We start from the raw sequence: 24,499 nt of genomic DNA on the forward strand, positions 1-24,499 counted from the left end.
GAGTCAGAGAAAGATTGAAAAAGAAAAACCCCGGAGCAAACGCCCTGGGGTTTTAAAAGTACAACAGCATCAATGACGGCTAACTTATTTGTCGCCCAGCTGTTCTGACATGGTATTACCCGGGTTTGGCGTACGCGGTTCATCAACAGGACGCGGCGCACGAGGCGTGCCGTTATTGTCAGAATTGTTGGACGAACCCGGTTCTTCCCAGCCAGCTGGCGGGCGAACATCGCGGCGAGCCATCAGGTCATCAATCTGCGGAGCATCGATGGTCTCATATTTCATGAGCGCATCTTTCATCGCGTGCAGGATGTCCATGTTATCGTTCAGAAGCTGGCGTGCACGATTGTAGTTACGCTCAATCAGTGACTTCACTTCCTGGTCGATGATACGAGCCGTTTCATCGGACATATGTTTCGCTTTCGCGACGCTGCGGCCAAGGAAAACTTCGCCTTCTTCTTCGGCATACAGCAGCGGGCCGAGTTTGTCAGAGAAGCCCCACTGGGTCACCATGTTACGCGCCAGGTTAGTCGCGACTTTAATGTCGTTAGACGCACCGGTAGAAACATGCTCTACGCCGTAGATAATTTCTTCAGCCAGACGACCGCCGTACAGGGTCGAAATCTGACTTTCCAGCTTCTGACGGCTGGCGCTGATAGCGTCGCCTTCAGGCAGGAAGAAGGTAACACCGAGCGCACGACCGCGCGGAATAATCGTCACTTTGTGCACCGGATCGTGTTCCGGCACCAGGCGACCGATAATCGCATGACCCGCTTCGTGGTACGCGGTGGACTCTTTCTGTGCTTCCGTCATCACCATGGAGCGACGTTCCGCACCCATCATGATTTTGTCTTTCGCTTTCTCGAACTCAACCATCGAGACCACGCGCTTGTTGCCACGAGCGGCAAACAGCGCAGCTTCGTTTACCAGGTTCGCGAGGTCAGCACCGGAGAAGCCTGGCGTACCGCGGGCAATAATTGCCGCATCGATATCCGGCGCCAGCGGTACGCGACGCATATGCACTTTCAGGATCTGTTCACGACCGCGAACATCCGGCAGACCAACAACAACCTGACGGTCGAAGCGGCCCGGACGCAGCAGCGCAGGGTCAAGAACGTCCGGACGGTTGGTTGCCGCGATAACGATGATACCTTCGTTACCCTCAAAACCATCCATCTCAACCAGCATCTGGTTCAACGTCTGCTCACGTTCATCGTGACCGCCGCCTAAGCCCGCGCCACGCTGGCGGCCTACGGCGTCGATTTCATCGATAAAGATGATGCACGGTGCCGCTTTCTTGGCCTGTTCGAACATGTCGCGCACGCGAGATGCGCCAACGCCCACGAACATTTCAACGAAGTCAGAACCTGAAATTGTAAAGAATGGAACCTTCGCTTCGCCTGCAATGGCCTTGGCCAGCAGGGTTTTACCGGTACCCGGAGGGCCGACCATCAGGACGCCTTTCGGGATCTTGCCGCCCAGCTTCTGGAAACGGCTCGGTTCACGCAGGTATTCAACCAGTTCACCGACTTCTTCTTTCGCTTCGTCACAACCGGCGACGTCGGCAAAAGTGGTTTTGATCTGGTCTTCCGTCAGCATGCGCGCCTTGCTCTTACCGAACGACATGGCGCCTTTGCCACCGCCGCCCTGCATCTGACGCATGAAGAAGATCCAGACGCCGATAAGAAGCAGCATCGGGAACCAGGAAATGAAGATAGAAGCCAGCAGGCTTGGCTCTTCCGGCGGTTCGCCAACCACTTTGACGTTTTTCGTCAACAGGTTATCAAGCAGCTTCGGATCGTTAACCGGAATGTAAGTCGTGTAACGGTTACTATCTTTCTTGGTAACGTTGATCTCACGTCCGTTGATACGCGCTTCGCGAACCTGGTCCTGATTGACCTCTTGCAGGAAGGTTGAATAATCTACCTTTCGGCCATTCGACTCGCTGGGCCCAAAGCTCTGGAAAACTGACATCAGCACAACGGCAATGACCAGCCAGAGTATTAGGTTTTTCGCCATGTCACTCAAGGGATTAACCTCTTATTACAACTGTGTTAAAAACAGCGTCAGGATACTCTATATCCCGCGTCTTTCAAACTTTCGTTTGAAATCTGCCGGTTATGGTTTACGCCCGGTCGCTACAATATACACTTCACGCGAACGGGCGCGAGAAGAGTCCGGCTTACGAACTTTGACCTTCGTAAACAGGGAGCGAATCTCTCTTAGATACTCATCGAAGCCTTCGCCCTGGAACACCTTCACTACAAAACTACCACCTGGCGCTAATACATCTCGAGCCATTCCAAGCGCCAGCTCCACCAGATACATGGCCCGGGGAATATCCACCGCCGGTGTTCCACACATATTTGGCGCCATATCGGACATGACAACTTGTACTTTACTGTCACCTACACGCTCAAGTAACGCTTTCAGGACTAATTCATCACGAAAGTCGCCCTGAAGGAAATCCACACCAACGATTGGATCCATAGGTAAAAGATCGCAAGCAATGATGCGGCCGCTGTTACCGATCTGCGTAACCGCGTATTGCGACCAGCCACCGGGTGCAGCGCCGAGGTCAACTATCGTCATCCCCGGTTTAAAAATCTTGTCACTTTGCTGTATTTCATCAAGTTTAAACCAGGCACGGGAACGTAACCCCTTTTTCTGTGCCTGCTGAACATATTTATCGCTAAAGTGTTCCTGAAGCCAACGACTTGAGCTGGCAGAACGCTTTTTACCTGTCATTTAACATTCCCATTTCGGGTTCATCGTACTTCGCGACGTAAAAATCGACGCGGTAGTTTGGCGATATATGGGAGATGGCGGTAGAATGAACCGTTTTCAATCCCAACGTAAGCAAAAAAATACGATGAATCTGAGTACTAAACAAAAACAGCACCTGAAAGGTCTGGCACATCCGCTCAAGCCGGTAGTTATGCTTGGCAACAATGGTTTGACCGAAGGGGTACTGGCCGAGATTGAACAAGCGTTAGAGCACCATGAACTTATCAAGGTGAAGATCGCCTCGGAAGATCGCGAAACTAAAACCTTGATCGTGGAAGCTATCGTGCGCGAAACCGGCGCCTGTAATGTACAGGTCATCGGTAAAACGCTGGTTCTGTACCGCCCGACTAAAGAGCGTAAAATCTCGCTGCCACGCTAAGAATATCCTGGTTATCGACACAACTTTGTGTAAATCGAGGGTTTTCTGCGGGTAGACGAGCAAAATGCCATGCTCCGGACGTTGATAAAAGGCCGCTACGCGGCCTTTTTCCTTTCTTTACAATCCATCAACATCGTAGCGTTAAATTCGGATTAAAGGTACTCAACCTTGATAATTTCGAATTCAACTTCGCCGCCCGGTGTACGGATGACGACAACATCATCCTGTTCTTTACCGATTAAACCACGCGCAATCGGTGAGTTTACAGAGATCAGATTTTGCTTAAAATCGGCCTCGTCATCGCCGACGATACGATAAGTTTGCTCTTCATCGGTATCAAGATTCAGAACGCTGACTGTGGAACCAAAAATCACTCGGCCATTGTTAGGCATTTTGGTGATATCGATGACCTGCGCGTTAGACAGCTTCGCCTCGATATCCTTGATGCGTCCTTCACAGAAACCCTGCTGTTCGCGGGCAGCGTGATACTCAGCATTTTCTTTCAGATCGCCGTGCTCGCGCGCCTCAGCGATAGCCGCGATGATTTCAGGACGACGTACGGACTTCAGGAAATCCAGTTCTTCGCGCAGTTTTTCAGCGCCACGTAAGGTCATCGGAATAGCTTGCATTTGTTATACCTCTTTATCGATCCTTCATGGAGCAGACGCCGCTGCTCCGCAGCCGGTCAAGTCTTGAGCATGGCCGGAGCAAAAGAAAACCGACCCGGAAAGCGATCCCCAGGCCAGCAGCAATTTTCAATTTGATACGTATTTTAACCCGAAGTTCATTATGGGTCATCGTTTACTTTACAGGGCGTTGCACCGTAGTATGACGGACTGGTTTCAGGTTGTTAGCGCGAGATTATGCGATTTCCCAGATTTATCATCGGATTGACTGCCGGTATAGCGATTAGCGCTCATGCGGCGAATATTGACGAGTACATCAATCAGCTTCCTGCGGGCGCAAACCTTGCCTTTATGGCGCAGAAGGTAGGCTCCCCGACGCCGGAGATAGACTACCATAGCCAGCAGATGGCGCTACCCGCCAGCACCCAAAAAGTGATCACCGCGCTGGCCGCGCTGCTGCAGCTGGGTCCGGATTTCCGCTTCACCACGACGCTGGAAACGAAAGGCAGCCTCAGCGGTGGCATCCTGAAAGGAGACCTGATTGCGCGCTTTGGCGGCGACCCTACCCTCAAGCGCCAGGATATTCGTAATATGGTTGCCACGCTGAAGAAAGCAGGCGTCCAGCGAATTGAAGGCAATGTTCTGATCGATACCTCCATTTTCGCCAGTCATGATAAAGCGCCAGGCTGGCCATGGAACGATATGACGCAGTGCTTTAGCGCACCTCCGGCGGCGGCGATTGTCGATCGAAACTGTTTCTCCATCTCGCTTTATAGCGCGCAAAAGCCGGGCGATTTGGCGTTTATCCGCGTGGCGTCTTATTACCCGGTGACCATGTTCAGCCAGGTGCGTACCCTCGCTCGCGGCTCTTCTGAAGCACAGTACTGTGAGCTGGACGTGGTTCCCGGCGATCTCAACCGTTACACCCTGACCGGCTGTCTACCGCAGCGCAGCGAGCCGCTGCCGCTGGCTTTTGCCATTCAGGATGGCGCCAGCTATGCCGGCGCGATTCTGAAAGCGGAGCTGACCGACGCCGATATCACCTGGAGCGGTACGCTGCTACGTCAGACGCTGGCAAACGAGCCGGGTACCGTACTGGCGAGTACGCAATCTGCGCCGCTGCACGATTTGCTGCGTATTATGTTGAAAAAATCGGACAACATGATCGCCGATACGGTGTTTCGCACCATTGGCCATGCTCGCTTCGGCGTGCCGGGAACCTGGCGAGCCGGATCCGATGCCGTACGGCAGATCCTGCGTCAGCAGGCCGGTGTCGATCTCGGGAATACGATCATTGCCGATGGCTCAGGCCTGTCGCGTCATAACCTGATCGCGCCAGCGACGATGATGCAGGTGCTACAGTACATCGCCCAGCATGATAACGCGCTTAACTTTATCTCGATGCTGCCCCTGGCTGGCCACGATGGCTCTCTGCAATACCGCGCGGGTCTGCATCAGGCAGGCGTTGACGGCAAAGTTTCGGCGAAAACGGGCTCACTGCAGGGGGTGTATAACCTGGCTGGATTCATTACTACGGCCAGCGGGCAGAAGATGGCGTTCGTGCAGTATTTATCAGGCTACGCCGTGCCTCCGGCCGACCAGCGTAACCGACGTATTCCGCTGGTGCGCTTCGAAAGCCGCTTGTATAAAGACCTGTATCAGAATAATTAAGCAAAAGGGCCGCATCTTCTGCGGCCCTTTTAGTTTACCCGGAATTAACGTTTATAGATGAATTCGACACCTTCTTCGTCGTCTTCGTCCCAATCGTCATCCCAGTCTTCATCATCTTCCACTTCAGCTTCTTCAAGCTGCTGACGGTGGTAGTCATCCCACATAAACTCGACTTTTTCTGCGGGCTTCGCTTCTTCCGCATGCACTATCGGGTTTTCGATGATAAAGGTCATGACATCCCAGCACAGGTCTTTTACGCCCTGCTGGCTGGCGGCGGAAATCAGATAGAACTTATCTTCCCAGCCCAGCGCTTGCGCGATGGCTTTCGCTTTCTCTTCCGCCTCAGCTTTATCCATCAGGTCAATCTTGTTAAAGACTAGCCAGCGCGGCTTAGAAGCCAGTTTCTCACTGTATTTTTCCAGCTCGCCGATGATGATCCGCGCATTCTCAACCGGATCGGAACCGTCAATCGGCTCGATATCGATGAGATGCAGCAGTACGCGGCAACGCTCCAGGTGCTTCAGGAAGCGAATGCCGAGGCCTGCGCCTTCAGCTGCGCCTTCAATCAGCCCAGGGATGTCGGCCACCACGAAGCTCTTCTCGTTGTCCATACGCACCACGCCGAGGCTCGGTACCAGCGTAGTGAACGGGTAGTCAGCAACTTTAGGCTTCGCCGCGGAAACGGCGCGAATGAAGGTCGATTTACCCGCATTAGGCATCCCCAGCATTCCGACATCCGCCAGCAGCATCAGCTCCAGCTGCAGATCGCGCTTATCGCCCGGCGTCCCCATCGTCTTTTGACGCGGAGTACGGTTAACGGACGATTTGAAACGGGTGTTGCCGAGACCGTGCCAGCCGCCTTTGGCGACCATCAGGCGCTGACCATGTTTGGTCATATCACCCATCGTCTCGCCGGTGCCCTGGTCAATCACGCGGGTCCCTACCGGCACTTTCACCGTCACGTCTTTACCGCGTTTGCCGGTACAATCGCGGCTCTGGCCGTTCTGCCCGCGTTCGGCGCGGAAAGACTTCTCAAAACGGTAGTCGATCAGGGTATTCAGGTTTTCGTCCGCCTCGAGCCAGACATCACCACCGTCGCCGCCGTCGCCGCCGTCGGGGCCGCCTTTCGGGATATATTTTTCGCGGCGGAAGCTAACGCAACCATTGCCGCCATCACCTGCTACGACCAGGATCGTTGCTTCATCAACAAACTTCATTTTACTCTCCGTAAATCATTCGCCTGAGCGGGGGAGCGGCACAACCGCTTCTCGCTTACGCCACCGTCCCCAAAGACGGTGGCCGACGGCGGAATACATCGCGCCCGCAACCACGACAAACGCACCGAGATAACCCATCAGGTTTAACAGCGGTCTGGCGAAAACGTCGGGCCAGGCCAGTGATAATAAATCTGAAAATAGCAGCGTAAATAACGGCGTTAAGGTAATCAACGCGCTCACCTGCGCCGCCTGCCAGCGCGCCATGGCTTCCGCCAGCGCACCGTAGCCCACCAGGGTATTGAGCCCGCAAAAAACCAGACAGGCCAGCTGCCAGTCGCTTAATGCCAGCACCTGTGAAGGCGTTGCTAATGGCAATAGCGATATCGTACATAAAGTGTACAGCAAAAAAAGGATTTGCTGCGATGCCAGACGGCGCAATAACACCTTTTGCGCGACGCCGTAGCTCACCCACACCGTCGCGGCGCCTACGCCGAAAATTACCCCCCATGTGTAGTCCGTCAGGCGGGTAAAAATCTCAATCAGGCTGGTGTTAAAAAACATCACCAGACCGCTCACCAGCATTAGCGCTCCCGCAACCTGGGTGCCGCGCATTTTCTCTTTAAGGATAAAAACGCTGGCCACCATCATGCCGACCGGGGACAGCTGGCCAATCACCTGAGAAGCGGTGGGGCTGAGATATTGCAAGGAAGAACTAAACAGAATGAAGTTACCGAACAAACCACCCGTCGCAATGACCAGCAGTATCAACCAGCGCGGCTTGCGAAAAATACGCAGCGGAGGCAGTTTTCTTTTCATGACCAGAATGGCGCCGAGACCAATACTTGCCATCAAAAAGCGGTAAAACACCACCGTCGGCGGTTCCATCACTTCAAGAACCTGCTTCATTGCGATCGGCAAAGCGCCCCAACACATCGCCGTGGTGAGCGCTAAAATAATGCCGATGCCGGCCTGCTGCTTCATGCCCGTTTTCCCTGCAGAAAATTTTCCGGGTTTTCAATGTAAAAAGCCCCGCAACACGTTGCGGGGCTTTAATCCGTTACCGGACCACGAAAAACTTACTCAGCAACGATGCTGATGTATTTACGGTTGTTCGGGCCTTTAACTTCGAATTTCACTTTACCGTCTGCTTTAGCAAACAGAGTGTGGTCACGACCGCAACCTACGTTAGTGCCAGCGTGGAATTTGGTACCACGTTGACGAACGATGATGCTACCCGCCAGAACGGATTCGCCACCGAAACGCTTAACGCCCAAGCGTTTAGCTTCTGAATCGCGACCGTTACGAGTTGAGCCGCCAGCCTTTTTATGTGCCATTTAAATCTCTCCTCAGGTCTTAGGCGCTGATGCCAGTAATTTTCACATCAGTGAACCACTGACGATGGCCCTGCTGCTTACGGTAGTGTTTACGACGACGAAACTTAACGATTTTAACTTTCTCGCCACGACCGTGTGCAACAACTTCAGCTTTAATTACGCCGCCCTCAACGAAAGGAACGCCGATTTTAATTTCTTCACCGTTTGCGATCATCAGCACTTCAGCGAACTCAACAGCTTCGCCAGTTGCGATGTCCAGCTTTTCCAGGCGAATGGTTTGACCTTCGCTTACTCGGTGTTGTTTACCACCACTTTGGAAAACCGCGTACATATAGAACTCCGCTTCCGCGCACCTCTTCGTATGATTCAGAGTGCGCTATAAATATTCACAATAGGGCGCGAATATTACGCAAAACGCGAGCCTTTGACAAGAGCGATCAGCGATCAACGCAGAAAAAAAACACAACTTTCACTCCAGCGTTTATCTACGGCAATTTTTCAGTACAATCACATCTTCTTTTAATTCTGTCTTAATCCTTCTGTGATCCTATTCGGATACGCGATAACAGGACATTTGGCCCGGCTTTTGCGATGAATTTAGAAAAAATCAATGAGTTAACCGCGCAGGATATGGCGGGCGTCAATGCGACAATTCTTGAGCAACTCGACTCTGATGTTCAGCTTATCAATCAGTTAGGCTATTACATTGTTAGCGGAGGCGGTAAACGCATTCGTCCGATGATCGCCGTACTGGCCGCGCGTGCCGTTGGATATCAGGGCAACGCTCATGTCGCCATTGCCGCGCTGATCGAATTTATCCACACCGCCACCCTGCTGCATGATGATGTCGTCGATGAGTCTGATATGCGCCGCGGAAAAGCCACAGCAAACGCCGCTTTTGGTAATGCCGCTAGCGTGCTGGTTGGTGATTTCATCTACACCCGCGCCTTTCAGATGATGACCAGCCTTGGCTCGCTGAGAGTTCTGGAAGTGATGTCGGAAGCCGTTAACGTTATCGCTGAAGGCGAAGTGCTGCAGTTGATGAACGTCAACGATCCGGACATTACCGAAGAAAACTACATGCGGGTTATTTACAGCAAGACTGCCCGTCTGTTTGAAGCCGCAGCTCAGTGCTCCGGTATTCTGGCCGACTGTACCGCGGAACAAGAAAAAGCGTTACAGGATTACGGACGCTATCTGGGGACCGCTTTCCAGCTGATCGATGATTTGCTGGACTACAGTTCAGACGGCGAGCGACTCGGTAAAAACGTCGGTGACGATCTGAATGAAGGCAAACCTACCCTTCCGCTGCTGCACGCGATGCGGCACGGCAACGCCGAACAATCCGCCATGATCCGCGGAGCGATTGAACAGGGTAACGGTCGTCATCTTCTTGAAGCCGTGCTGGAAACCATGGCCACCTGTGGTTCGCTTGAATGGACCCAAAAACGCGCGGAGGAAGAAGCTGATAAAGCTATTGCCGCGCTTCAGGTCCTTCCCGATTCTCCATGGCGGGAAGCGCTAATTGGCCTCGCCCACATCGCTGTACAGCGCGATCATTAATTCCCGCCCTCCTTTCCCGCGTCAATCGCGGGAAAGTTCCAATAAACTCCTGTAAACTCAAAAGCTGCTTTGTTTCTTGATATATTCCTAATATCCCATCCATTAAAAGAACTTGTTAGAACATTACTGGAACTCAAGGTATAGTCATTTTGTCGCCCATTAAGGACGAACGGAATGTTTAATACCAGGAGAATTTATGGATAAGTTCATCGACTGGCATCCGGCGGATATTATTGCCGGATTACGCAAAAAAGGGACGTCGCTGGCAGCTGAATCGCGGCGTAATGGTTTAAGTTCTTCAACGCTTGCCAACGCGTTGACTCGTCCCTGGCCCAAAGGCGAGCTAATTATTGCGAATGCGCTGGAAACCGATCCGTGGGTGATATGGCCATCGCGCTATCACGACCCCCATACCCATCAGTTTATCGACAGAACGCAGATGATGCGTCAGAGGAAGAATAACAAGTAAAGCGAGGTTGCAGAAAACAGCCCCCGGACCAACGTCAGAGGGCTGCTGCTACAGGCTTATTCGCCTTTGACGCGTTCGATATTTGCGCCCAGCGCCTGCAGTTTGTCTTCGATACGCTCGTAGCCGCGGTCAATGTGGTAAATACGATCGACAATCGTCGTACCTTCCGCGATACAGCCCGCCAGTACCAGGCTGGCTGACGCGCGCAGATCCGTCGCCATTACCTGAGCGCCAGAAAGCTGCTGCACGCCGTGGCAAATCGCCGTGTTGCTTTCGATTTCAGCATGCGCACCCATACGGATCAGTTCCGGAATATGCATAAAACGGTTTTCGAAGATCGTCTCGGTGATCACCCCTGTTCCCTCAGCAACCAGATTCAATAATGTGAACTGGGCCTGCATGTCGGTCGGGAAGCCCGGGTGCGGGGCAGTACGCACGTTGACAGCCTTCGGCCGGTTGCCATGCATGTCGAGGCTAATCCAGTCCTCGCCCGTTTCGATATCCGCGCCGGCATCACGTAGCTTCGCCAGAACCGCATCCAGGGTATCGGGCTGAGCATTGCGGCACAGAATCTTACCGCCAGAAATCGCCGCTGCCACCAGGAACGTCCCGGTTTCAATACGATCCGGCAGAACGCGGTACACGCCGCCACCGAGGCGCGCTACGCCTTCGATGGTGATACGATCGGTACCCTGACCTTTGATTTTCGCGCCCAGCGTATTAAGGAAGTTTGCGGTATCAACAATTTCCGGCTCACGCGCGGCGTTTTCGATAACGGTCGTGCCTTCCGCCAGCGTCGCTGCGCTCATGATGGTCACGGTTGCGCCAACGCTGACCTTGTCCATCACGATATGCGCGCCTTTCAGACGGCCGTTGACCGACGCCTTAACATACCCTTCTTCCAGTTTGATTTCCGCGCCCAGCTGCTCAAGGCCGGTAATGTGTAAATCAACGGGGCGCGCGCCGATAGCGCAGCCGCCAGGCAGAGATACCTGACCCTGGCCAAAGCGGGCCACCAGCGGCCCCAGCGCCCAAATAGACGCGCGCATAGTTTTAACGAGATCATACGGAGCACAGAAAACGTCGACCGGGCCGGCATCAATCCAGACGGAGCCGTTGCGCTTAACGTTCGCGCCCAGCTGGCTCAGCAGTTTCATGGTGGTATCGATGTCTTTCAGCTTCGGTACGTTTTGGATCTCAATCGGCTCTTCGGCTAATAGCGCGGAAAAGAGGATTGGCAGGGCGGCGTTTTTCGCGCCGGAAATGGTGACCTCGCCCTGAAGGCGAGTTGGCCCCTGAACACGGAATTTATCCATTGATTCTGTTCTCTGTTAAGAATTCACATACGCTGCGGGGAACATCCCCACAGCTTATAAGCCATTAAGTTTGCGGTCTCGCGCCCACTCCTGCGGAGTAAACGCTTTAATCGACAGAGCATGGATGCGGTTATCGGCAATATATTCCATCAGCGGGGCGTAGATAGCCTGTTGCTTCTTGACCCGGCTCATGCCGTCGAACATCTCACCCACAGCAATAACCTGAAAGTGGCTGCCATCGCCAGAGACGTGGACTTCCTGAAGGGAGAGTGCGTTCATCAGCACGGTCTGAATTTCATGATTTTCCATGGGCTACATTTATCTGATAGTGAAAACAGCCCAACATCTTAGAGGAAAGTGGCGCTGTCTTAAACAAGCAAAAAGCCCCATCGAAAAGTTTGATGGGGCTTTCAGAATAGCTTCAGCAGTAAGGCACTGAAAAATTTATGGGATCATATCAGCAGGAAGGTTATATAACCTGACCAGGGTTTGCAGATTTTCACTCTTACCGATCAATTTCGCTTCCCGACCCTGCCGACGAATCAGCGCGATAAAATGCACCAATAGCGCCAGTCCGGCGGTGTCCACGCGGGATACTGCGCTCAGGTCAATTGCCGACACGCCATCCGTCGCCTGAGCGCGTGCATCCCACAGCGGGACCAGGAGATCCTGATCCAGCTCTCCGCGCAGCGCCAGCGTCTCACCATCGCGAGCCCAGCTCAGCTGCCCGGTCATTATTTTTTCTGTTCCAGGGTAATCGGCTGCGCGGAGCTTGCCTTCAGCTGCGCCGTCAGACCATCAACGCCTTTGGTGCGCAGCAGGTCGCTCCACTCATTTTGTTTAGTGGTGATCATGCTCACCCCTTCCGCAATCATGTCGTACGCCTGCCAGTTGCCGGTCTGGGTATTTTTACGCCACTGGAAATCCAGGCGCACCGGCGGACGGCCATTCGGGTCAAGGATCGTGACGCGGATAGGGATAATAGTCGCATCGCCCAGAGGCTGCTCCGGCGCTATCTGGTAGGTCTGACCGTGGTACATCGCCAGCGCCTGGCCGTAGGCCTGCTTCAGATATTCACGGAAGGCGGCAAAATAGGCTTCACGCTGCGCCGGGGTCGCTTCTTTGTAATAACGCCCCAGCACCAGCGCACCGGCGTATTTTACCTGAACGTACGGCAGCAATTCCTGATCGACGATTTCGCGCAGGTAGTTCGGGTTAGCCTGAATCTTCGGCTGCTCGTTTTTCAGGCGGTCGAAGGTTTTCTGCGCCGCTTCGTTCATCAGCTTATACGGATTGGACTGGTCCGCGGCGGTAGCCGCAGTCAATGGGGCAATCACCAGCATGGCGACCATTAGTAAGCGTTTAAACATGTCTTCTCTCTCCTGAAATTAATGCGTCGTGCCGGCAGGCGGCGTAGCGTCAGTATGACTCTCTCCAGCAGCCTGTTCATCGCCAGAATTCTTATTGTCACTACCTTTACTGTTGTAGAGGAACTGGCCTATCAAATCTTCCAGCACCATGGCGGATTTGGTGTCCTGAATGGTGCCGCCATCTTTAAGGATAGCCGTTCCCAGCTCAGGGTCTTCAAACCCGATGTTCATCGCCAGGTACTGTTCGCCCAGCAGACCGGAAGTTCTGATCGCCAGCGAGCTGGTATCGGGGATATGGTTATAACGCTCATCAATATCGAGAGCCACGCGAGGCAGGTAGGTTTTAGGATCGAGGGTGATATCCGCCACGCGTCCTACGACCACGCCGCCAATTCGCACCGGTGAGCGCGCTTTCAGACCGCCGATATTGTCAAAAGTGGCATAGAGCCGGTAGGTCGGTTCAGTACGTATCGAGGTCACGTTTGCCGCCTTCAGGCAGACAAACAGCGCCGCCAGCAGCGCAACCAGTAAGAATACCCCAACCCAGATTTCATTTTTTCTCGTTTGCATGAACTCAATTCCCAAACATCAGCGCAGTCAGCACAAAATCCAGCCCCAGAACCGCCAGCGACGCATGTACTACCGTACGCGTCGTCGCCCGGCTAATCCCGGCGGAAGTGGGGATAGCGTCATAACCGTTAAATAACGCGATCCATGTTACCGTAATGGCGAAAACCAGACTCTTAATCAGGCAGTTGACCAGATCCATCCGCCAGTCGACGGCATTTTGCATCGCCGTCCAGAAGAAGCCGGCATCAATGCCCTTCCAGTTAACCCCAACCAGCGAACCGCCCCATACGCCGACCGCCACAAAAATAATGGTTAGTAACGGCAGTGAAATCACCCCGGCCCAGAAACGCGGTGAAATCACGCGGCGAAGCGGGTCGACCGCCATCATCTCCATGCTGGAGAGCTGTTCAGTGGCGCGCATCAGGCCAATTTCGGCCGTCAATGCCGAACCGGCACGTCCGGCAAACAGCAGCGCGGCAACAACCGGCCCCAGTTCACGCAGCAGCGACAGCGCCACCAGCATGCCGAGGCTGGTTTCAGCGCTATAGGTGGTTAACACCAGATAGCCCTGCAGACCCAGCACCATACCGATGAACAGCCCCGATACAATAATGATCAGCATCGACAGCACGCCAACGTTATACAACTGGCGTACCAGCAGCGGCGCATGCTTGCGAAACTCAGGCCTGCCCACAACTGCGTTGAAGAGCATCAATCCAGCACGCCCGAACGTCGCGATAGTTTTAATACCGCGATGTCCGAGCGCGGCTAGCGCATTTAACAACATGAGTCGCTTAACTCCCTTTGCCCAATAAATCATGATGATAATCACCCGCCGGATAGCGGAACGGCACCGGGCCGTCAGCGATACCATCAATGAACTGACGAACGCGAGGATCGGCATTTTCACGCAGCGACTGCGCGCTCCCATGCGCCACGACTTTTTTGTCCGCCACAATATACGCAAAGTCCGCAATGCTGAGCACTTCCGGCACATCATGCGAAACTACGATACAGGTGACACCCAGGGTGCTGTTGAGTTCAGAAATCAATTTCACCAGTACCCCCATCGTAATGGGGTCCTGTCCGACAAAGGGCTCATCGAACATGATGAGATCAGGTTCCAGCGCAATCGCCCTCGCCAGCGCAGCACGGCGCGCCATCCCCCCCGAAAGTTCGGAAGGCATCAGCTTAGCGGCTCCGCGAAGGCCGACGGCTTCCAGCTTCATCATTACCGTGCTGTGCAGCAGCGCTTCCGGCAGACGAGTATGCTCGCGCAGCGGATAGGCGACGTTATCAAACACGTTCATGTCGGTGAACAGCGCGCCGGATTGAAACAGCATGCTCATACGCTTGCGCACGGTGTACAGGCGCGAGCGCGACATCTGCGGTACGTTTTCACCATCAAACAGGATCTCGCCCTTGTCCGGCGGGATCTGGCCGCCGATCAGGCGTAACAGGGTGGTTTTGCCGATCCCTGATGGCCCCATAATCGCGGTGATCTTTCCGCGGGGTACCGATAGCGAGATATCATCGAAGATCACGCGATCGCCCCGCGAGAAGCGAATACCGCGCACTTCGACTAGATTCGCCAAACTCTGGCTCATAAAATCATCCTTACTAGACACCCTTCGGGCTAAGCATGGCGCTTTCTTTCACCACAAACCCAACATTTTTACAGAATCTTACCTGCCCAGGTTAGCGAAAGCTGGCATTTGTTTTACTTTTGGCACACATAAAGTCAAAATTAAGAATTCGTTACGCTGCCTACGGACGGCCAGCGAGGCGACGATTATACCTGAATAAAGGACTTTAGATGCTCTTAGCGACGGCTCTGTTAATTATTGGTTTATTGCTGGTTGTCTACAGCGCCGATCGTCTGGTCTACGCCGCTTCAATACTCTGCCGTATGCTGGGGATCCCTCCCCTGATTATTGGCATGACGGTGGTTAGCATCGGAACCAGCTTACCGGAAACGATCGTTTCCGCCGCCGCTTCTCTGCATGGGCAAACCGATTTGGCGATCGGAACGGCTCTCGGATCGAATATCACCAACATCCTGCTGATCCTCGGCCTCACAGCTCTGTTTCAACCTTTTACCGTGCATTCTGATATCCTGCGCCGCGAATTGCCGTTAATGTTGCTGGTCAGTTTACTGGCGGGATTCGTGCTGTACGACGGGCAGCTCACGCGGATAGACGGCCTTTTTTTGCTGGCGCTGGCCATATTATGGCTGCTGTTTACCATTAAAATCGCCCGCCTGGCAGAGCGTCAGGGGAACGACAGCCTGACCCGCGAACAGCTGGCGGAGCTGCCGCGGGAGGGTTCGCTTCCCGTCGCGCTGCTCTGGTTGGGCGTCGCGATGATAGTGATGCCGATGGCCACGCGAATGGTCGTTGATAACGCCACGGTTCTGGCGAACTTTTTTGCCATCAGCGAACTGACCGTCGGCTTAACGGTCGTCGCGATAGGCACCAGCCTGCCCGAGCTGGCTACCGCCATTGCCGGAGCGCGCAAAGGCGAGAACGATATCGCCATCGGCAATATCATTGGCGCTAATATTCTGAATATTGTACTGGTCCTCGGGCTCCCCGCGCTGATTGCGCCGGGTACCTTTGCCGCCGAGGCCTTTACCCGCGACTATGGCGTTATGCTGCTGGTCAGCCTGATCTTCGCTGCGCTGTGCTGGCGCCGTAAGCAGCAGCCAGGTCGCCTTGCCGGCGCCCTGCTGGTTGGCGGTTTTATGCTTTGGTTAGCGATGCTGTACTGGACAGCGCCGCTCTTCGTTGAATGATTCGGGATAACATTATGTCGCAAACAGATTTGCCAGCGGATTTTGACTTTCAACGGGCAGGCCGTGAGGTTCTGGAAATTGAACGTGAAGGTCTGGCCCAGCTCGATCAATATATTAATGAAGATTTTACCCGTGCCTGTGAGACCATCTTCCGCTGTAACGGTAAAGTTGTGGTGATGGGGATGGGCAAATCCGGTCATATCGGGCGAAAAATGGCGGCGACGTTTGCCAGCACCGGTACTTCATCTTTCTTCGTTCACCCCGGAGAGGCCGCGCACGGCGATTTGGGTATGGTCACCCCCTGCGATGTGGTGATTGCGCTGTCCAACTCCGGCGAATCAAACGAAATCCTCGCCCTGATCCCGGTGCTTAAGCGCCAGCAGGTGTCGCTGATTTGTATCACCAGCCGACCGGACAGCAGCATGGCGCGCGCGGCGGATATTCATCTGTGCGTAAAGGTGCCCAAAGAGGCTTGCCCGTTAGGGCTGGCTCCGACATCCAGCACCACCGCCGCGCTGGTCATGGGCGATGCGCTTGCCGTAGCGCTGCTGGAAGCCCGCGGTTTTACCGCAGAGGATTTTGCGCTATCGCATCCCGGCGGCGCGCTGGGCCGTAAGCTACTGCTGCGGGTCAATGATATCATGCACACCGGTGATGAAATTCCGCACGTGAGCCTGGAGGCTACGCTGCGCGATGCGCTGCTGGAAATCACGCGCAAAAATTTAGGCATGACTGCCATTTGCGATGATGAGATGAATATCATCGGCATCTTCACCGATGGCGATCTGCGCCGCGTATTTGATACCGGTATTGATATGCGTAACGCCAGCATTGCCGAGGTGATGACGCGAGGCGGTATCCGTATCCGTCCCGGCACTCTGGCCGTTGATGCGCTCAACCTGATGCAGTCCCGTCATATCACCTGCGTACTGGTTGCCGATGGCGACCGCCTGGTAGGTGTGATACATATGCACGATCTCCTGCGCGCGGGCGTAGTGTAAGTAAGGAAAAAATAATGAATAATGCTGATGCCCTGATCGCGACCTGCTATGGGCCGGTGAGCCAGGACTTTATTGACCGGGCGGCAAAAATCCGTTTACTCATACTTGATGTGGACGGCGTTCTATCCGATGGCGTTATCTACATGGGCAATAACGGTGAAGAGCTGAAAGCGTTTAACGTGCGCGATGGCTACGGCATCCGCTGCGCCCTGACTTCAGATATTGAAGTGGCGATAATTACCGGGCGAAAAGCTAAACTGGTGGAAGATCGCTGCCAAACGCTGGGCATCAGGCATCTGTACCAGGGACAGTCCGATAAGCTGCTGGCGTTCCATGAACTATTGAATAAGCTGGCCGTTGATGCTGATGATGTCGCCTACATTGGCGACGATCTGATTGACTGGCCGGTGATGGCTAAAGTGGGTTTAAGTGTAGCGGTAGCCGATGCGCATCCGTTGCTGCTCCCGCGCGCGGATTACGTCACGCGTATTAACGGCGGTCGCGGAGCGGTACGGGAAGTATGCGATTTGCTACTATTGGCGCAGGGCAAGCTGGATGAGGCCAAAGGGCAATCTATATGAGTAAAACCAGACGTTGGGTTATCATTTTACTGTCGCTGGTCGCGCTGATTCTGATCGGCCTGAACCTGGCGAGTACGGACGATACGACCCAGCAAGCGATCAATCCTGATGACCCAACGTATACCAGCGAACATACCGATACCGTCGTGTATAGTCCCGAGGGGGCGCTTAACTACCGGCTCATCGCTGAACACGTGGAGTACTTCTCCGCGCAGCAGCTGTCGTGGTTTGCCAAACCGGTGATGACCACCTTTGATACGAATAAAGCACCAACCTGGTCTATCAAAGCGGATAAAGCTAAGTTGACCAATGATCGCATGCTGTATCTTTACGGGCACGTTGAAGTCGATGCGCTGTCGGCTGACTCTCAACTGCGCAAAATTACGACGGATAACGCCCAGATAAACCTGGTGACGCAGGATGTTACCTCCGATGACATGGTGACGTTGTACGGAACAACATTTAATTCCAGCGGCCTGAAAATGCGCGGGAACCTGCGCAGCAAAAATGCCGAGCTGATTGAAAAGGTTAGAACCTCATATGAAATTCAGAACAAACAAACTCAGCCTTAAGATTGCGCTCGCCAGCGCCTTACTGGCGGCCAGCCTGTCGGCTCAGGCAAAGACGGGTGATACCGATCAGCCGATTCACATTGAATCCGATCAGCAGTCGCTGGATATGCAGGGCAACGTCGTGACCTTTACGGGGAATGTTGTCGTCACTCAGGGAACCATCAAAATCAATGCCGACAAAGTCGTTGTGACCCGTCCTGGCGGCGAAAAAGGTAAAGAGGTTATCGATGGCTACGGTAACCCTGCCACCTTCTACCAGATGCAGGACAACGGCAAGCCGGTGAAAGGCCGCGCGTCGAAAATGCATTATGAACTGCAAAATGACTTTGTCGTCCTGACCGGCAATGCGCATCTGGAGCAGGTCGATAGCAATATCCAGGGTGACAAAATCACTTACCTGGTGAAAGAACAAAAAATGCAGGCTTTCAGCAATAAAGGCGGGCGCGTGACCACGGTTCTGGTTCCTTCGCAGCTGCAGGACAAAAGTGGCGATCAGTCAAAGAAAGGTAAGTAATTCGTTATGGCAACATTAACTGCAAAGAACCTTGCTAAAGCCTATAAAGGCCGCCGCGTCGTGGAAGATGTCAGTCTGACCGTGAACTCGGGCGAAATTGTAGGCCTGCTCGGCCCAAACGGCGCCGGTAAAACGACCACCTTCTATATGGTCGTTGGCATCGTACCGCGCGACGCAGGGAACATTATCATCGATGACGAAGATATTAGCCTGCTGCCGCTGCACGCGCGCGCGCGTCGCGGAATCGGCTATCTCCCTCAGGAAGCCTCTATTTTTCGCCGCCTGAGCGTATACGATAACCTGATGGCGGTATTGCAGATTCGCGACGACCTGAGCACCGAACAGCGTGAAGATCGCGCGAAAGAGCTCATGGAAGAGTTTCACATTGAGCACCTGCGCGACAGTCTCGGTCAGGCGCTCTCCGGTGGTGAACGCCGCCGCGTTGAAATCGCCCGCGCGCTGGCCGCTAATCCGAAATTCATCCTGCTTGATGAACCCTTCGCCGGCGTTGACCCCATTTCCGTTATCGACATCAAACGTATTATTGAACACCTGCGCGACAGCGGCCTCGGCGTGTTGATTACCGACCATAACGTCAGGGAAACGCTGGCCGTTTGCGAACGCGCTTATATCGTCAGCCAGGGCCACCTGATTGCTCACGGTACGCCACAGCAAATCCTTGAAGACGAGCAGGTTAAGCGCGTGTATCTTGGGGAAGACTTCAGACTCTGATAGGGTAGAGGTTCCAGACGTTTTAGCCGGAGATATTGGCCCTGAATATGAAGCAAGGTTTGCAATTAAGGCTAAGCCAACAGCTTGCCATGACGCCACAACTGCAGCAGGCGATTCGTTTACTGCAGTTGTCTACGTTAGAACTCCAGCAAGAACTCCAGCAGGCGCTGGACAGCAACCCGTTGCTGGAGCAAACCGATCTTCACGATGAGGTAGAAACCAAAGAGGCCGAGGATCGCGAATCTCTGGATACCGTCGATGCCCTTGAGCAGAAAGAGATGCCCGACGAGCTGCCGCTTGATGCCAGCTGGGATGAGATCTATACCGCGGGAACGCCCTCAGGCAACGGCGTCGATTATCAGGATGATGAACTGCCCGTCTATCAGGGCGAGACCACGCAAAGCCTGCAGGATTACCTGATGTGGCAGGTTGAACTCACGCCATTTACCGATACCGATCGCGCCATTGCGACCTCAATCGTCGATGCCGTTGATGACACAGGGTACCTGACTATTCCTGTCGAAGAGATCGTTGAAAGTATTGGCGATGATGAAATCGGACTTGAAGAAGTTGAAGCGGTGCTCAAGCGCATCCAGCGTTTCGACCCCGTCGGCGTGGCGGCGAAAGACTTGCGCGATTGCCTGCTGGTTCAGCTTTCACAGTTTGCCAAAGAGACGCCGTGGATTGATGAAGCTCGCCTGATCATCAGCGATCATCTCGATCTGCTGGCCAACCATGACTTCCGTACTCTGATGCGCGTTACCCGCCTGAAAGAAGAGGTGTTAAAGGAAGCGGTGAATCTGATCCAATCGCTGGATCCGCGCCCGGGCCAGTCGATTCAAACTGGCGAGCCGGAATATGTCATCCCTGACGTGCTGGTGCGTAAGGTTCACGATCGTTGGGTTGTCGAACTCAATTCAGATAGCCTTCCCCGCCTGAAGATCAATCAGCACTATGCGGCAATGGGCAACAGTGCGCGCAATGATGCTGACGGCCAGTTTATCCGCAGCAATCTCCAGGAAGCCCGCTGGCTTATCAAGAGCCTGGAGAGCCGCAACGACACCCTGCTGCGCGTCAGCCGCTGCATCGTCGAACAGCAGCAGGCCTTTTTTGAACAAGGTGAAGAGTTTATGAAGCCGATGGTGCTGGCGGATATCGCTCAGGCCGTCGAAATGCATGAATCCACTATTTCACGCGTTACCACGCAAAAATACCTGCACAGTCCACGCGGTATTTTTGAGCTGAAGTATTTCTTCTCAAGCCATGTGAACACCGAAGGCGGCGGCGAAGCATCGTCGACGGCCATTCGCGCGCTGGTGAAGAAATTAATCGCCGCGGAAAACCCCGCGAAACCATTGAGTGACAGTAAGCTCACCACCATGCTGTCCGATCAGGGTATTATGGTGGCGCGGCGAACCGTTGCTAAGTACCGAGAGTCTTTATCCATCCCGCCGTCGAATCAGCGCAAGCAGCTGGTTTGACCCAACCGATAAGGAAGACACTATGCAGCTCAACATTACAGGACACAACGTCGAAATAACTCCCGCCATGCGCGATTTCGTGACGGCGAAGTTCAGCAAACTGGAGCAGTTTTTCGACAGGATCAATCAGGTCTATATTGTGTTAAAAGTGGAGAAGGTGACGCAAATTGCGGACGCCAATCTGCATGTCAACGGTGGCGAAATCCATGCCAGTGCGGAAGGGCAGGATATGTATGCTGCTATCGATGGCCTTATCGATAAGCTGGCAAGACAGTTAACAAAACATAAAGATAAACTGAAACAACACTAATTGTCCGGGCAATAGCCTACGCCAACCGCCTGCAGGCGGTTGGCCAGGGTGAGCTCAGGTGAAATTATGATAAATAACGATTCGGCTCTACAACTGAGCAATGTCCTTAACCAGGAATGTACCCGTAGCCAGGTTCACTGCCAGAGCAAAAAGCGCGCGCTGGAAATCATCAGCGAGCTGGCGGCAAAGCAGTTAGGCTTAGCGCCCCAGGTGGTGTTCGAGGCGATTCTCACCCGTGAGAAAATGGGCAGTACCGGGATTGGTAACGGCATTGCGATCCCCCACGGTAAACTCGAAGAGGATACGCTGCGCGCCGTGGGCGTTTTTGTTCAACTGGAAACCCCGATTGCCTTTGATGCTATCGACAATCAACCTGTCGATCTGCTGTTTGCCCTTCTCGTCCCGGCCGATCAAACTAAAACGCATCTGCATACGCTCTCGCTGGTGGCGAAGCGCCTGGCAGATAAAACTATTTGCCGCCGTCTGCGCGCTGCACAAAGTGATGAAGAGCTCTATGAAATCATCACTGAAGCGGGAAGCAACAATGAGGCATAACGGAAGTCGCACCTTACTCTTTTTCGTACTGAGGAGAAACGGTACATGGTACTGATGATCGTCAGCGGCCGTTCAGGGTCGGGGAAATCCGTCGCCCTGCGAGCGCTGGAAGATATGGGTTTTTACTGCGTCGATAACCTGCCGGTTGTGCTGTTGCCAGAGCTGGCGCGTTCGCTCGCCGACAGAAACATCTCGGCGGCCGTCAGTATTGACGTGCGAAACATGCCCGAATCGCCGGAAATCTTCGAGCAGGCGATGAAAAATCTGCCCGCAGAGTTTTCACCTCAGCTGCTGTTCCTTGATGCCGATCGTAACACCCTGATTCGCCGCTATAGCGACACCCGTCGTTTACATCCTCTATCGAGCAAAAACCTGTCGCTGGAAAGCGCCATTGATGAAGAGAGCGATCTGCTGGAACCTCTGCGCTCCCGCGCCGACCTGATCGTCGATACTTCTGAAATGTCGGTGCATGAGCTGGCAGAAATGTTGCGCACGCGTTTGCTGGGTAAACGCGAACGCGAACTGACGATGGTGTTTGAATCCTTTGGCTTTAAGCACGGCATCCCTATCGATGCCGACTACGTTTTTGACGTGCGCTTTCTGCCGAACCCGCACTGGGATCCGAAGCTGCGCCCGATGACCGGCCTTGATAAACCCGTGGCCGCTTTCCTCGACCGGCACACGGAAGTTCATAATTTCATTTACCAGACCCGCAGCTATCTTGAGCTATGGTTACCTATGCTGGAGACCAATAACCGCAGCTATCTGACGGTAGCTATTGGTTGTACCGGTGGTAAACACCGTTCGGTTTATATCGCCGAACAGCTGGCTGACTACTTCCGCTCGCGCGGTAAGAACGTGCAGTCCCGTCATCGGACGCTGGAAAAACGCAAATCATGACCGTTAAGCAAACCGTTGAAATCACCAATAAGCTGGGCATGCACGCTCGCCCGGCGATGAAGCTGTTTGAATTAATGCAGAATTATGATGCTGAAGTCCTGCTGCGCAATGATGAAGGTACTGAAGCTGAAGCGAATAGCGTGATTGCCTTGCTGATGCTCGACTCGGCTAAAGGCCGTCAGATTGAGATTGAAGCCAACGGCCCGCAGGAGGTTGAAGCGCTGGCCGCCGTTATCGCGCTATTCAACGCCGGGTTTGATGAAGACTAGAGGTATTCCCCGGCTGCAGCGGTGCTTACCGGGGAGATCTGATAGCAAGTTTATTGAAGTAGCTTATTCGCCCGCATAAAACCTTCCCCACCTAACTGCCTCATCTGGCGCAGGATCCACGCCTGACGGCGGTGAACATAACCCGACGGCGCATCGGCGCGAAAGCGAATGGGATTGGGCAAAACCGCAGCTAAAAGCGCGGCTTCTGCAGCCGTCAGTCTACTGGCAGGTTTGTGAAAATAGCGCTGCGATGCGGCTTCTACGCCAAACGTTCCGTCGCCAAACTCAGCAATATTGAGATAAACGGTGAGGATCCGTTTTTTGCTCCAGACCGTCTCGATGCCGACGGTCAGCCCCGCCTCCAGCCCTTTTCTCAGCCAGCTGCGGCCATCCCACAGGAACAGGTTTTTTGCCGTTTGCTGCGACAGCGTTGACGCTCCGCGGATCCGGCTGTCATTGCGCTCGTTATGCGCCAGCGCCTTCTCAATGGCCGAAACATCAAATCCCCAGTGCTCCGGGAATTTCTGATCTTCTGCAGCAATAACGGCAAGCCCCATCCACGGCGAGATTTCATCCATCCCCACCCAATCGGAATGGGCGACATAATGAAAATTCCCGGAAAGCCAGGCGCTGACCTGGCGCTCCAGCATCACTGCCGAAAAAGGGACGGGCACGATACTAAACAGCGCAATTCCGCCGCCCCAAAGCACCACGCAAGCCAACAGCAGCCTCAGAACAAAACGCTTCATCATCCGCAGCGGCGAAAAGCGGAGGGTCATGCGGCCAGCACCAGGACGCGAGCGACCAGTTTTTCAATTCCGTTCGCCGCCTCCGCGATGTTCTGCGCCAGCATGTACGCCGGAGTCGTCACCACTTTGTTATCTTCATCAACTACAATATCATCCACCGGGCAAGGCACGTGCTCAGCGCCCATTTCCTCTACCGCATCGGCGGTATCGAGATCGGTACCGATGGTCACGCGTAGCGGAATAGCGAAAATTTTCGGCAACAGCGCCGGAGCGATGCAGATAAAGCCCAGCGGCTTACCGGCCTGATGCATCGCCAGAGCCAACGCTTTAAGATCGCTATCCACTTCACATTCGCTCCCCTGCGAGGCAAAGCTACTGAGATTCTTTGCCGCGCCAAAACCGCCGGGCACAATCAGCGCGTCCAGCTCATCCGCTCGGGCATTGGCCAAAGGCTGAATCTCTCCGCGCGCGATACGCGCCGCTTCCACCAGCACATTACGGCTTTCCGCCTGCGCTTCGCCGGTCAGATGATTGATAACATCGGTTTGTACTTTATCCGGCGCATAGCAAACGGCCTGAGCCCCGCTGCGGGCAATTGCCAGCAGGGTAATGACGGCTTCATGGATTTCACTTCCGTCATAAACGCCGCATCCGCTCAGCACGACACCAATTTTCTTCATCACATCAGCCCCTTAGTACAAGTTTATGAAAGCAGTCAAAAATTTTGATTTACTCGCTA

At 54.0% G+C, this 24,499-nt stretch carries 31 protein-coding genes; 15 read left to right on the forward strand and 16 right to left on the reverse strand.

Annotated features, from left to right (window positions below):
- Nucleotides 1-84: 84 nt before the first annotated feature.
- Complete coding sequence (gene ftsH / locus ABLV12_RS22380) at nucleotides 85-2,019, reverse strand: ATP-dependent zinc metalloprotease FtsH (RefSeq protein WP_004854549.1); 1,935 nt, start codon at nucleotides 2,017-2,019, stop codon at nucleotides 85-87.
- A 99-nt stretch (nucleotides 2,020-2,118) separates the two neighbouring features.
- Nucleotides 2,119-2,748 (reverse strand): 23S rRNA (uridine(2552)-2'-O)-methyltransferase RlmE, encoded by a 630-nt coding sequence (gene rlmE, locus ABLV12_RS22385; RefSeq protein ID WP_004106110.1) that lies wholly within the window; start codon nucleotides 2,746-2,748, stop codon nucleotides 2,119-2,121.
- A gap of 124 nt (nucleotides 2,749-2,872) precedes the next feature.
- Between rlmE and yhbY the strand changes: the two genes are divergently transcribed.
- The gene (gene yhbY / locus ABLV12_RS22390) at nucleotides 2,873-3,166 is read left to right on the forward strand and encodes a ribosome assembly RNA-binding protein YhbY (RefSeq protein WP_004139797.1); all 294 of its coding nucleotides are present in this window, start codon (nucleotides 2,873-2,875) and stop codon (nucleotides 3,164-3,166) included.
- 152 nt (nucleotides 3,167-3,318) lie between these two features.
- Here yhbY and greA read toward each other — a convergent pair whose 3' ends face one another.
- The gene (greA, locus tag ABLV12_RS22395; RefSeq protein WP_004106115.1) at nucleotides 3,319-3,795 is read right to left on the reverse strand and encodes a transcription elongation factor GreA; all 477 of its coding nucleotides are present in this window, start codon (nucleotides 3,793-3,795) and stop codon (nucleotides 3,319-3,321) included.
- A 234-nt stretch (nucleotides 3,796-4,029) separates the two neighbouring features.
- On the opposite strand from greA, the gene dacB reads away from it, so the two are divergent.
- Nucleotides 4,030-5,463: a serine-type D-Ala-D-Ala carboxypeptidase gene (gene dacB / locus ABLV12_RS22400; protein WP_004106117.1), complete on the forward strand. Its 1,434-nt coding sequence runs from the start codon at nucleotides 4,030-4,032 to the stop codon at nucleotides 5,461-5,463.
- Nucleotides 5,464-5,507: 44 nt separating this feature from the next.
- Here dacB and cgtA read toward each other — a convergent pair whose 3' ends face one another.
- From cgtA to rplU, 4 genes are all read right to left on the reverse strand, one after another.
- Complete coding sequence (gene cgtA, locus ABLV12_RS22405) at nucleotides 5,508-6,680, reverse strand: Obg family GTPase CgtA (RefSeq protein ID WP_004106119.1); 1,173 nt, start codon at nucleotides 6,678-6,680, stop codon at nucleotides 5,508-5,510.
- Between the two features lie 15 nt (nucleotides 6,681-6,695).
- Nucleotides 6,696-7,661 carry a DMT family transporter gene (locus tag ABLV12_RS22410; RefSeq protein WP_160886173.1) on the reverse strand — a complete coding sequence of 322 codons (966 nt, stop codon included), beginning with the start codon at nucleotides 7,659-7,661 and terminating at the stop codon, nucleotides 6,696-6,698.
- Nucleotides 7,662-7,756: 95 nt separating this feature from the next.
- Nucleotides 7,757-8,014 carry a 50S ribosomal protein L27 gene (gene rpmA, locus ABLV12_RS22415; protein WP_003861831.1) on the reverse strand — a complete coding sequence of 86 codons (258 nt, stop codon included), beginning with the start codon at nucleotides 8,012-8,014 and terminating at the stop codon, nucleotides 7,757-7,759.
- A 19-nt stretch (nucleotides 8,015-8,033) separates the two neighbouring features.
- A complete protein-coding gene (gene rplU, locus ABLV12_RS22420; RefSeq protein ID WP_004106123.1) occupies nucleotides 8,034-8,345 on the reverse strand; it encodes a 50S ribosomal protein L21 in 312 nt (103 codons plus the stop codon).
- A 260-nt stretch (nucleotides 8,346-8,605) separates the two neighbouring features.
- Here rplU and ispB point away from each other — a divergent pair, with 260 nt between their 5' ends.
- Entirely contained in the window at nucleotides 8,606-9,577 is a 972-nt protein-coding gene (gene ispB / locus ABLV12_RS22425; protein ID WP_004106125.1) for an octaprenyl diphosphate synthase, read from the forward strand.
- Between the two features lie 196 nt (nucleotides 9,578-9,773).
- Nucleotides 9,774-10,046, forward strand: coding sequence for a DNA-binding transcriptional regulator SfsB (gene sfsB, locus ABLV12_RS22430; RefSeq protein ID WP_004106127.1), 273 nt, complete (start codon nucleotides 9,774-9,776; stop codon nucleotides 10,044-10,046).
- A gap of 56 nt (nucleotides 10,047-10,102) precedes the next feature.
- On the opposite strand, the gene murA is transcribed toward sfsB, so the two are convergent.
- From murA to mlaF, 7 genes are all read right to left on the reverse strand, one after another.
- Entirely contained in the window at nucleotides 10,103-11,362 is a 1,260-nt protein-coding gene (gene murA, locus ABLV12_RS22435) for a UDP-N-acetylglucosamine 1-carboxyvinyltransferase (protein WP_004106129.1), read from the reverse strand.
- A 54-nt stretch (nucleotides 11,363-11,416) separates the two neighbouring features.
- On the reverse strand, nucleotides 11,417-11,671 hold the full coding sequence (gene ibaG / locus ABLV12_RS22440) for a BolA family iron metabolism protein IbaG (protein WP_004106141.1): 255 nt from the start codon (nucleotides 11,669-11,671) through the stop codon (nucleotides 11,417-11,419).
- A gap of 135 nt (nucleotides 11,672-11,806) precedes the next feature.
- A complete protein-coding gene (mlaB, locus tag ABLV12_RS22445) occupies nucleotides 11,807-12,097 on the reverse strand; it encodes a lipid asymmetry maintenance protein MlaB (protein ID WP_064397213.1) in 291 nt (96 codons plus the stop codon).
- Complete coding sequence (mlaC, locus tag ABLV12_RS22450) at nucleotides 12,097-12,732, reverse strand: phospholipid-binding protein MlaC (protein ID WP_004106146.1); 636 nt, start codon at nucleotides 12,730-12,732, stop codon at nucleotides 12,097-12,099. Before mlaC ends, mlaB begins: the two co-directional genes overlap by 1 nt.
- Nucleotides 12,733-12,750: 18 nt before the next feature.
- Nucleotides 12,751-13,302 (reverse strand): outer membrane lipid asymmetry maintenance protein MlaD, encoded by a 552-nt coding sequence (gene mlaD, locus ABLV12_RS22455; RefSeq protein ID WP_004106149.1) that lies wholly within the window; start codon nucleotides 13,300-13,302, stop codon nucleotides 12,751-12,753.
- A gap of 4 nt (nucleotides 13,303-13,306) precedes the next feature.
- Complete coding sequence (gene mlaE, locus ABLV12_RS22460; RefSeq protein ID WP_064397215.1) at nucleotides 13,307-14,089, reverse strand: lipid asymmetry maintenance ABC transporter permease subunit MlaE; 783 nt, start codon at nucleotides 14,087-14,089, stop codon at nucleotides 13,307-13,309.
- Nucleotides 14,090-14,096: 7 nt separating this feature from the next.
- Nucleotides 14,097-14,909 (reverse strand): phospholipid ABC transporter ATP-binding protein MlaF, encoded by an 813-nt coding sequence (mlaF, locus tag ABLV12_RS22465; protein ID WP_004106152.1) that lies wholly within the window; start codon nucleotides 14,907-14,909, stop codon nucleotides 14,097-14,099.
- A gap of 209 nt (nucleotides 14,910-15,118) precedes the next feature.
- Here mlaF and ABLV12_RS22470 point away from each other — a divergent pair, with 209 nt between their 5' ends.
- The 11 genes from ABLV12_RS22470 (at nucleotide 15,119) to npr (ending at nucleotide 23,011) form a co-directional block, all read left to right on the forward strand.
- A complete protein-coding gene (locus ABLV12_RS22470; RefSeq protein WP_004106154.1) occupies nucleotides 15,119-16,096 on the forward strand; it encodes a calcium/sodium antiporter in 978 nt (325 codons plus the stop codon).
- Entirely contained in the window at nucleotides 16,093-17,097 is a 1,005-nt protein-coding gene (gene kdsD / locus ABLV12_RS22475) for an arabinose-5-phosphate isomerase KdsD (RefSeq protein ID WP_004115845.1), read from the forward strand. Before ABLV12_RS22470 ends, kdsD begins: the two co-directional genes overlap by 4 nt.
- Before the next feature lie 14 nt (nucleotides 17,098-17,111).
- Entirely contained in the window at nucleotides 17,112-17,678 is a 567-nt protein-coding gene (gene kdsC, locus ABLV12_RS22480) for a 3-deoxy-manno-octulosonate-8-phosphatase KdsC (protein WP_160886171.1), read from the forward strand.
- Nucleotides 17,675-18,250, forward strand: coding sequence for an LPS export ABC transporter periplasmic protein LptC (lptC, locus tag ABLV12_RS22485; RefSeq protein WP_004106160.1), 576 nt, complete (start codon nucleotides 17,675-17,677; stop codon nucleotides 18,248-18,250). Before kdsC ends, lptC begins: the two co-directional genes overlap by 4 nt.
- Entirely contained in the window at nucleotides 18,219-18,764 is a 546-nt protein-coding gene (gene lptA, locus ABLV12_RS22490; RefSeq protein WP_004106163.1) for a lipopolysaccharide ABC transporter substrate-binding protein LptA, read from the forward strand. Before lptC ends, lptA begins: the two co-directional genes overlap by 32 nt.
- Before the next feature lie 6 nt (nucleotides 18,765-18,770).
- Nucleotides 18,771-19,496, forward strand: coding sequence for an LPS export ABC transporter ATP-binding protein (lptB, locus tag ABLV12_RS22495; RefSeq protein ID WP_004106165.1), 726 nt, complete (start codon nucleotides 18,771-18,773; stop codon nucleotides 19,494-19,496).
- Between the two features lie 47 nt (nucleotides 19,497-19,543).
- Nucleotides 19,544-20,977, forward strand: a complete 1,434-nt coding sequence (gene rpoN / locus ABLV12_RS22500; RefSeq protein WP_004106166.1) for an RNA polymerase factor sigma-54 — start codon at nucleotides 19,544-19,546, stop codon at nucleotides 20,975-20,977.
- Nucleotides 20,978-20,999: 22 nt separating this feature from the next.
- Nucleotides 21,000-21,287, forward strand: a complete 288-nt coding sequence (gene hpf / locus ABLV12_RS22505) for a ribosome hibernation promoting factor (protein ID WP_004106167.1) — start codon at nucleotides 21,000-21,002, stop codon at nucleotides 21,285-21,287.
- Between the two features lie 66 nt (nucleotides 21,288-21,353).
- Nucleotides 21,354-21,842 carry a PTS IIA-like nitrogen regulatory protein PtsN gene (gene ptsN / locus ABLV12_RS22510; protein WP_004106168.1) on the forward strand — a complete coding sequence of 163 codons (489 nt, stop codon included), beginning with the start codon at nucleotides 21,354-21,356 and terminating at the stop codon, nucleotides 21,840-21,842.
- A 45-nt stretch (nucleotides 21,843-21,887) separates the two neighbouring features.
- Complete coding sequence (rapZ, locus tag ABLV12_RS22515; RefSeq protein ID WP_004106169.1) at nucleotides 21,888-22,742, forward strand: RNase adapter RapZ; 855 nt, start codon at nucleotides 21,888-21,890, stop codon at nucleotides 22,740-22,742.
- On the forward strand, nucleotides 22,739-23,011 hold the full coding sequence (npr, locus tag ABLV12_RS22520) for a PTS phosphocarrier protein NPr (RefSeq protein WP_004106170.1): 273 nt from the start codon (nucleotides 22,739-22,741) through the stop codon (nucleotides 23,009-23,011). The genes rapZ and npr overlap by 4 nt, the downstream gene beginning before the upstream one ends.
- Before the next feature lie 50 nt (nucleotides 23,012-23,061).
- Here the strand turns inward: npr and mtgA are convergent, their stop codons facing one another.
- Both mtgA and elbB read right to left on the reverse strand, forming a co-directional pair.
- A complete protein-coding gene (gene mtgA / locus ABLV12_RS22525) occupies nucleotides 23,062-23,790 on the reverse strand; it encodes a monofunctional biosynthetic peptidoglycan transglycosylase (RefSeq protein WP_064397216.1) in 729 nt (242 codons plus the stop codon).
- Nucleotides 23,787-24,440, reverse strand: coding sequence for an isoprenoid biosynthesis glyoxalase ElbB (elbB, locus tag ABLV12_RS22530; RefSeq protein WP_004106173.1), 654 nt, complete (start codon nucleotides 24,438-24,440; stop codon nucleotides 23,787-23,789). The genes mtgA and elbB overlap by 4 nt, the downstream gene beginning before the upstream one ends.
- Between the last annotated feature and the right edge of the window lie 59 nt (nucleotides 24,441-24,499).

The sequence above is a fragment of the Klebsiella sp. CN_Kp100 genome (genome assembly GCF_040065315.1).
Lineage (GTDB): Bacteria > Pseudomonadota > Gammaproteobacteria > Enterobacterales > Enterobacteriaceae > Klebsiella > Klebsiella oxytoca.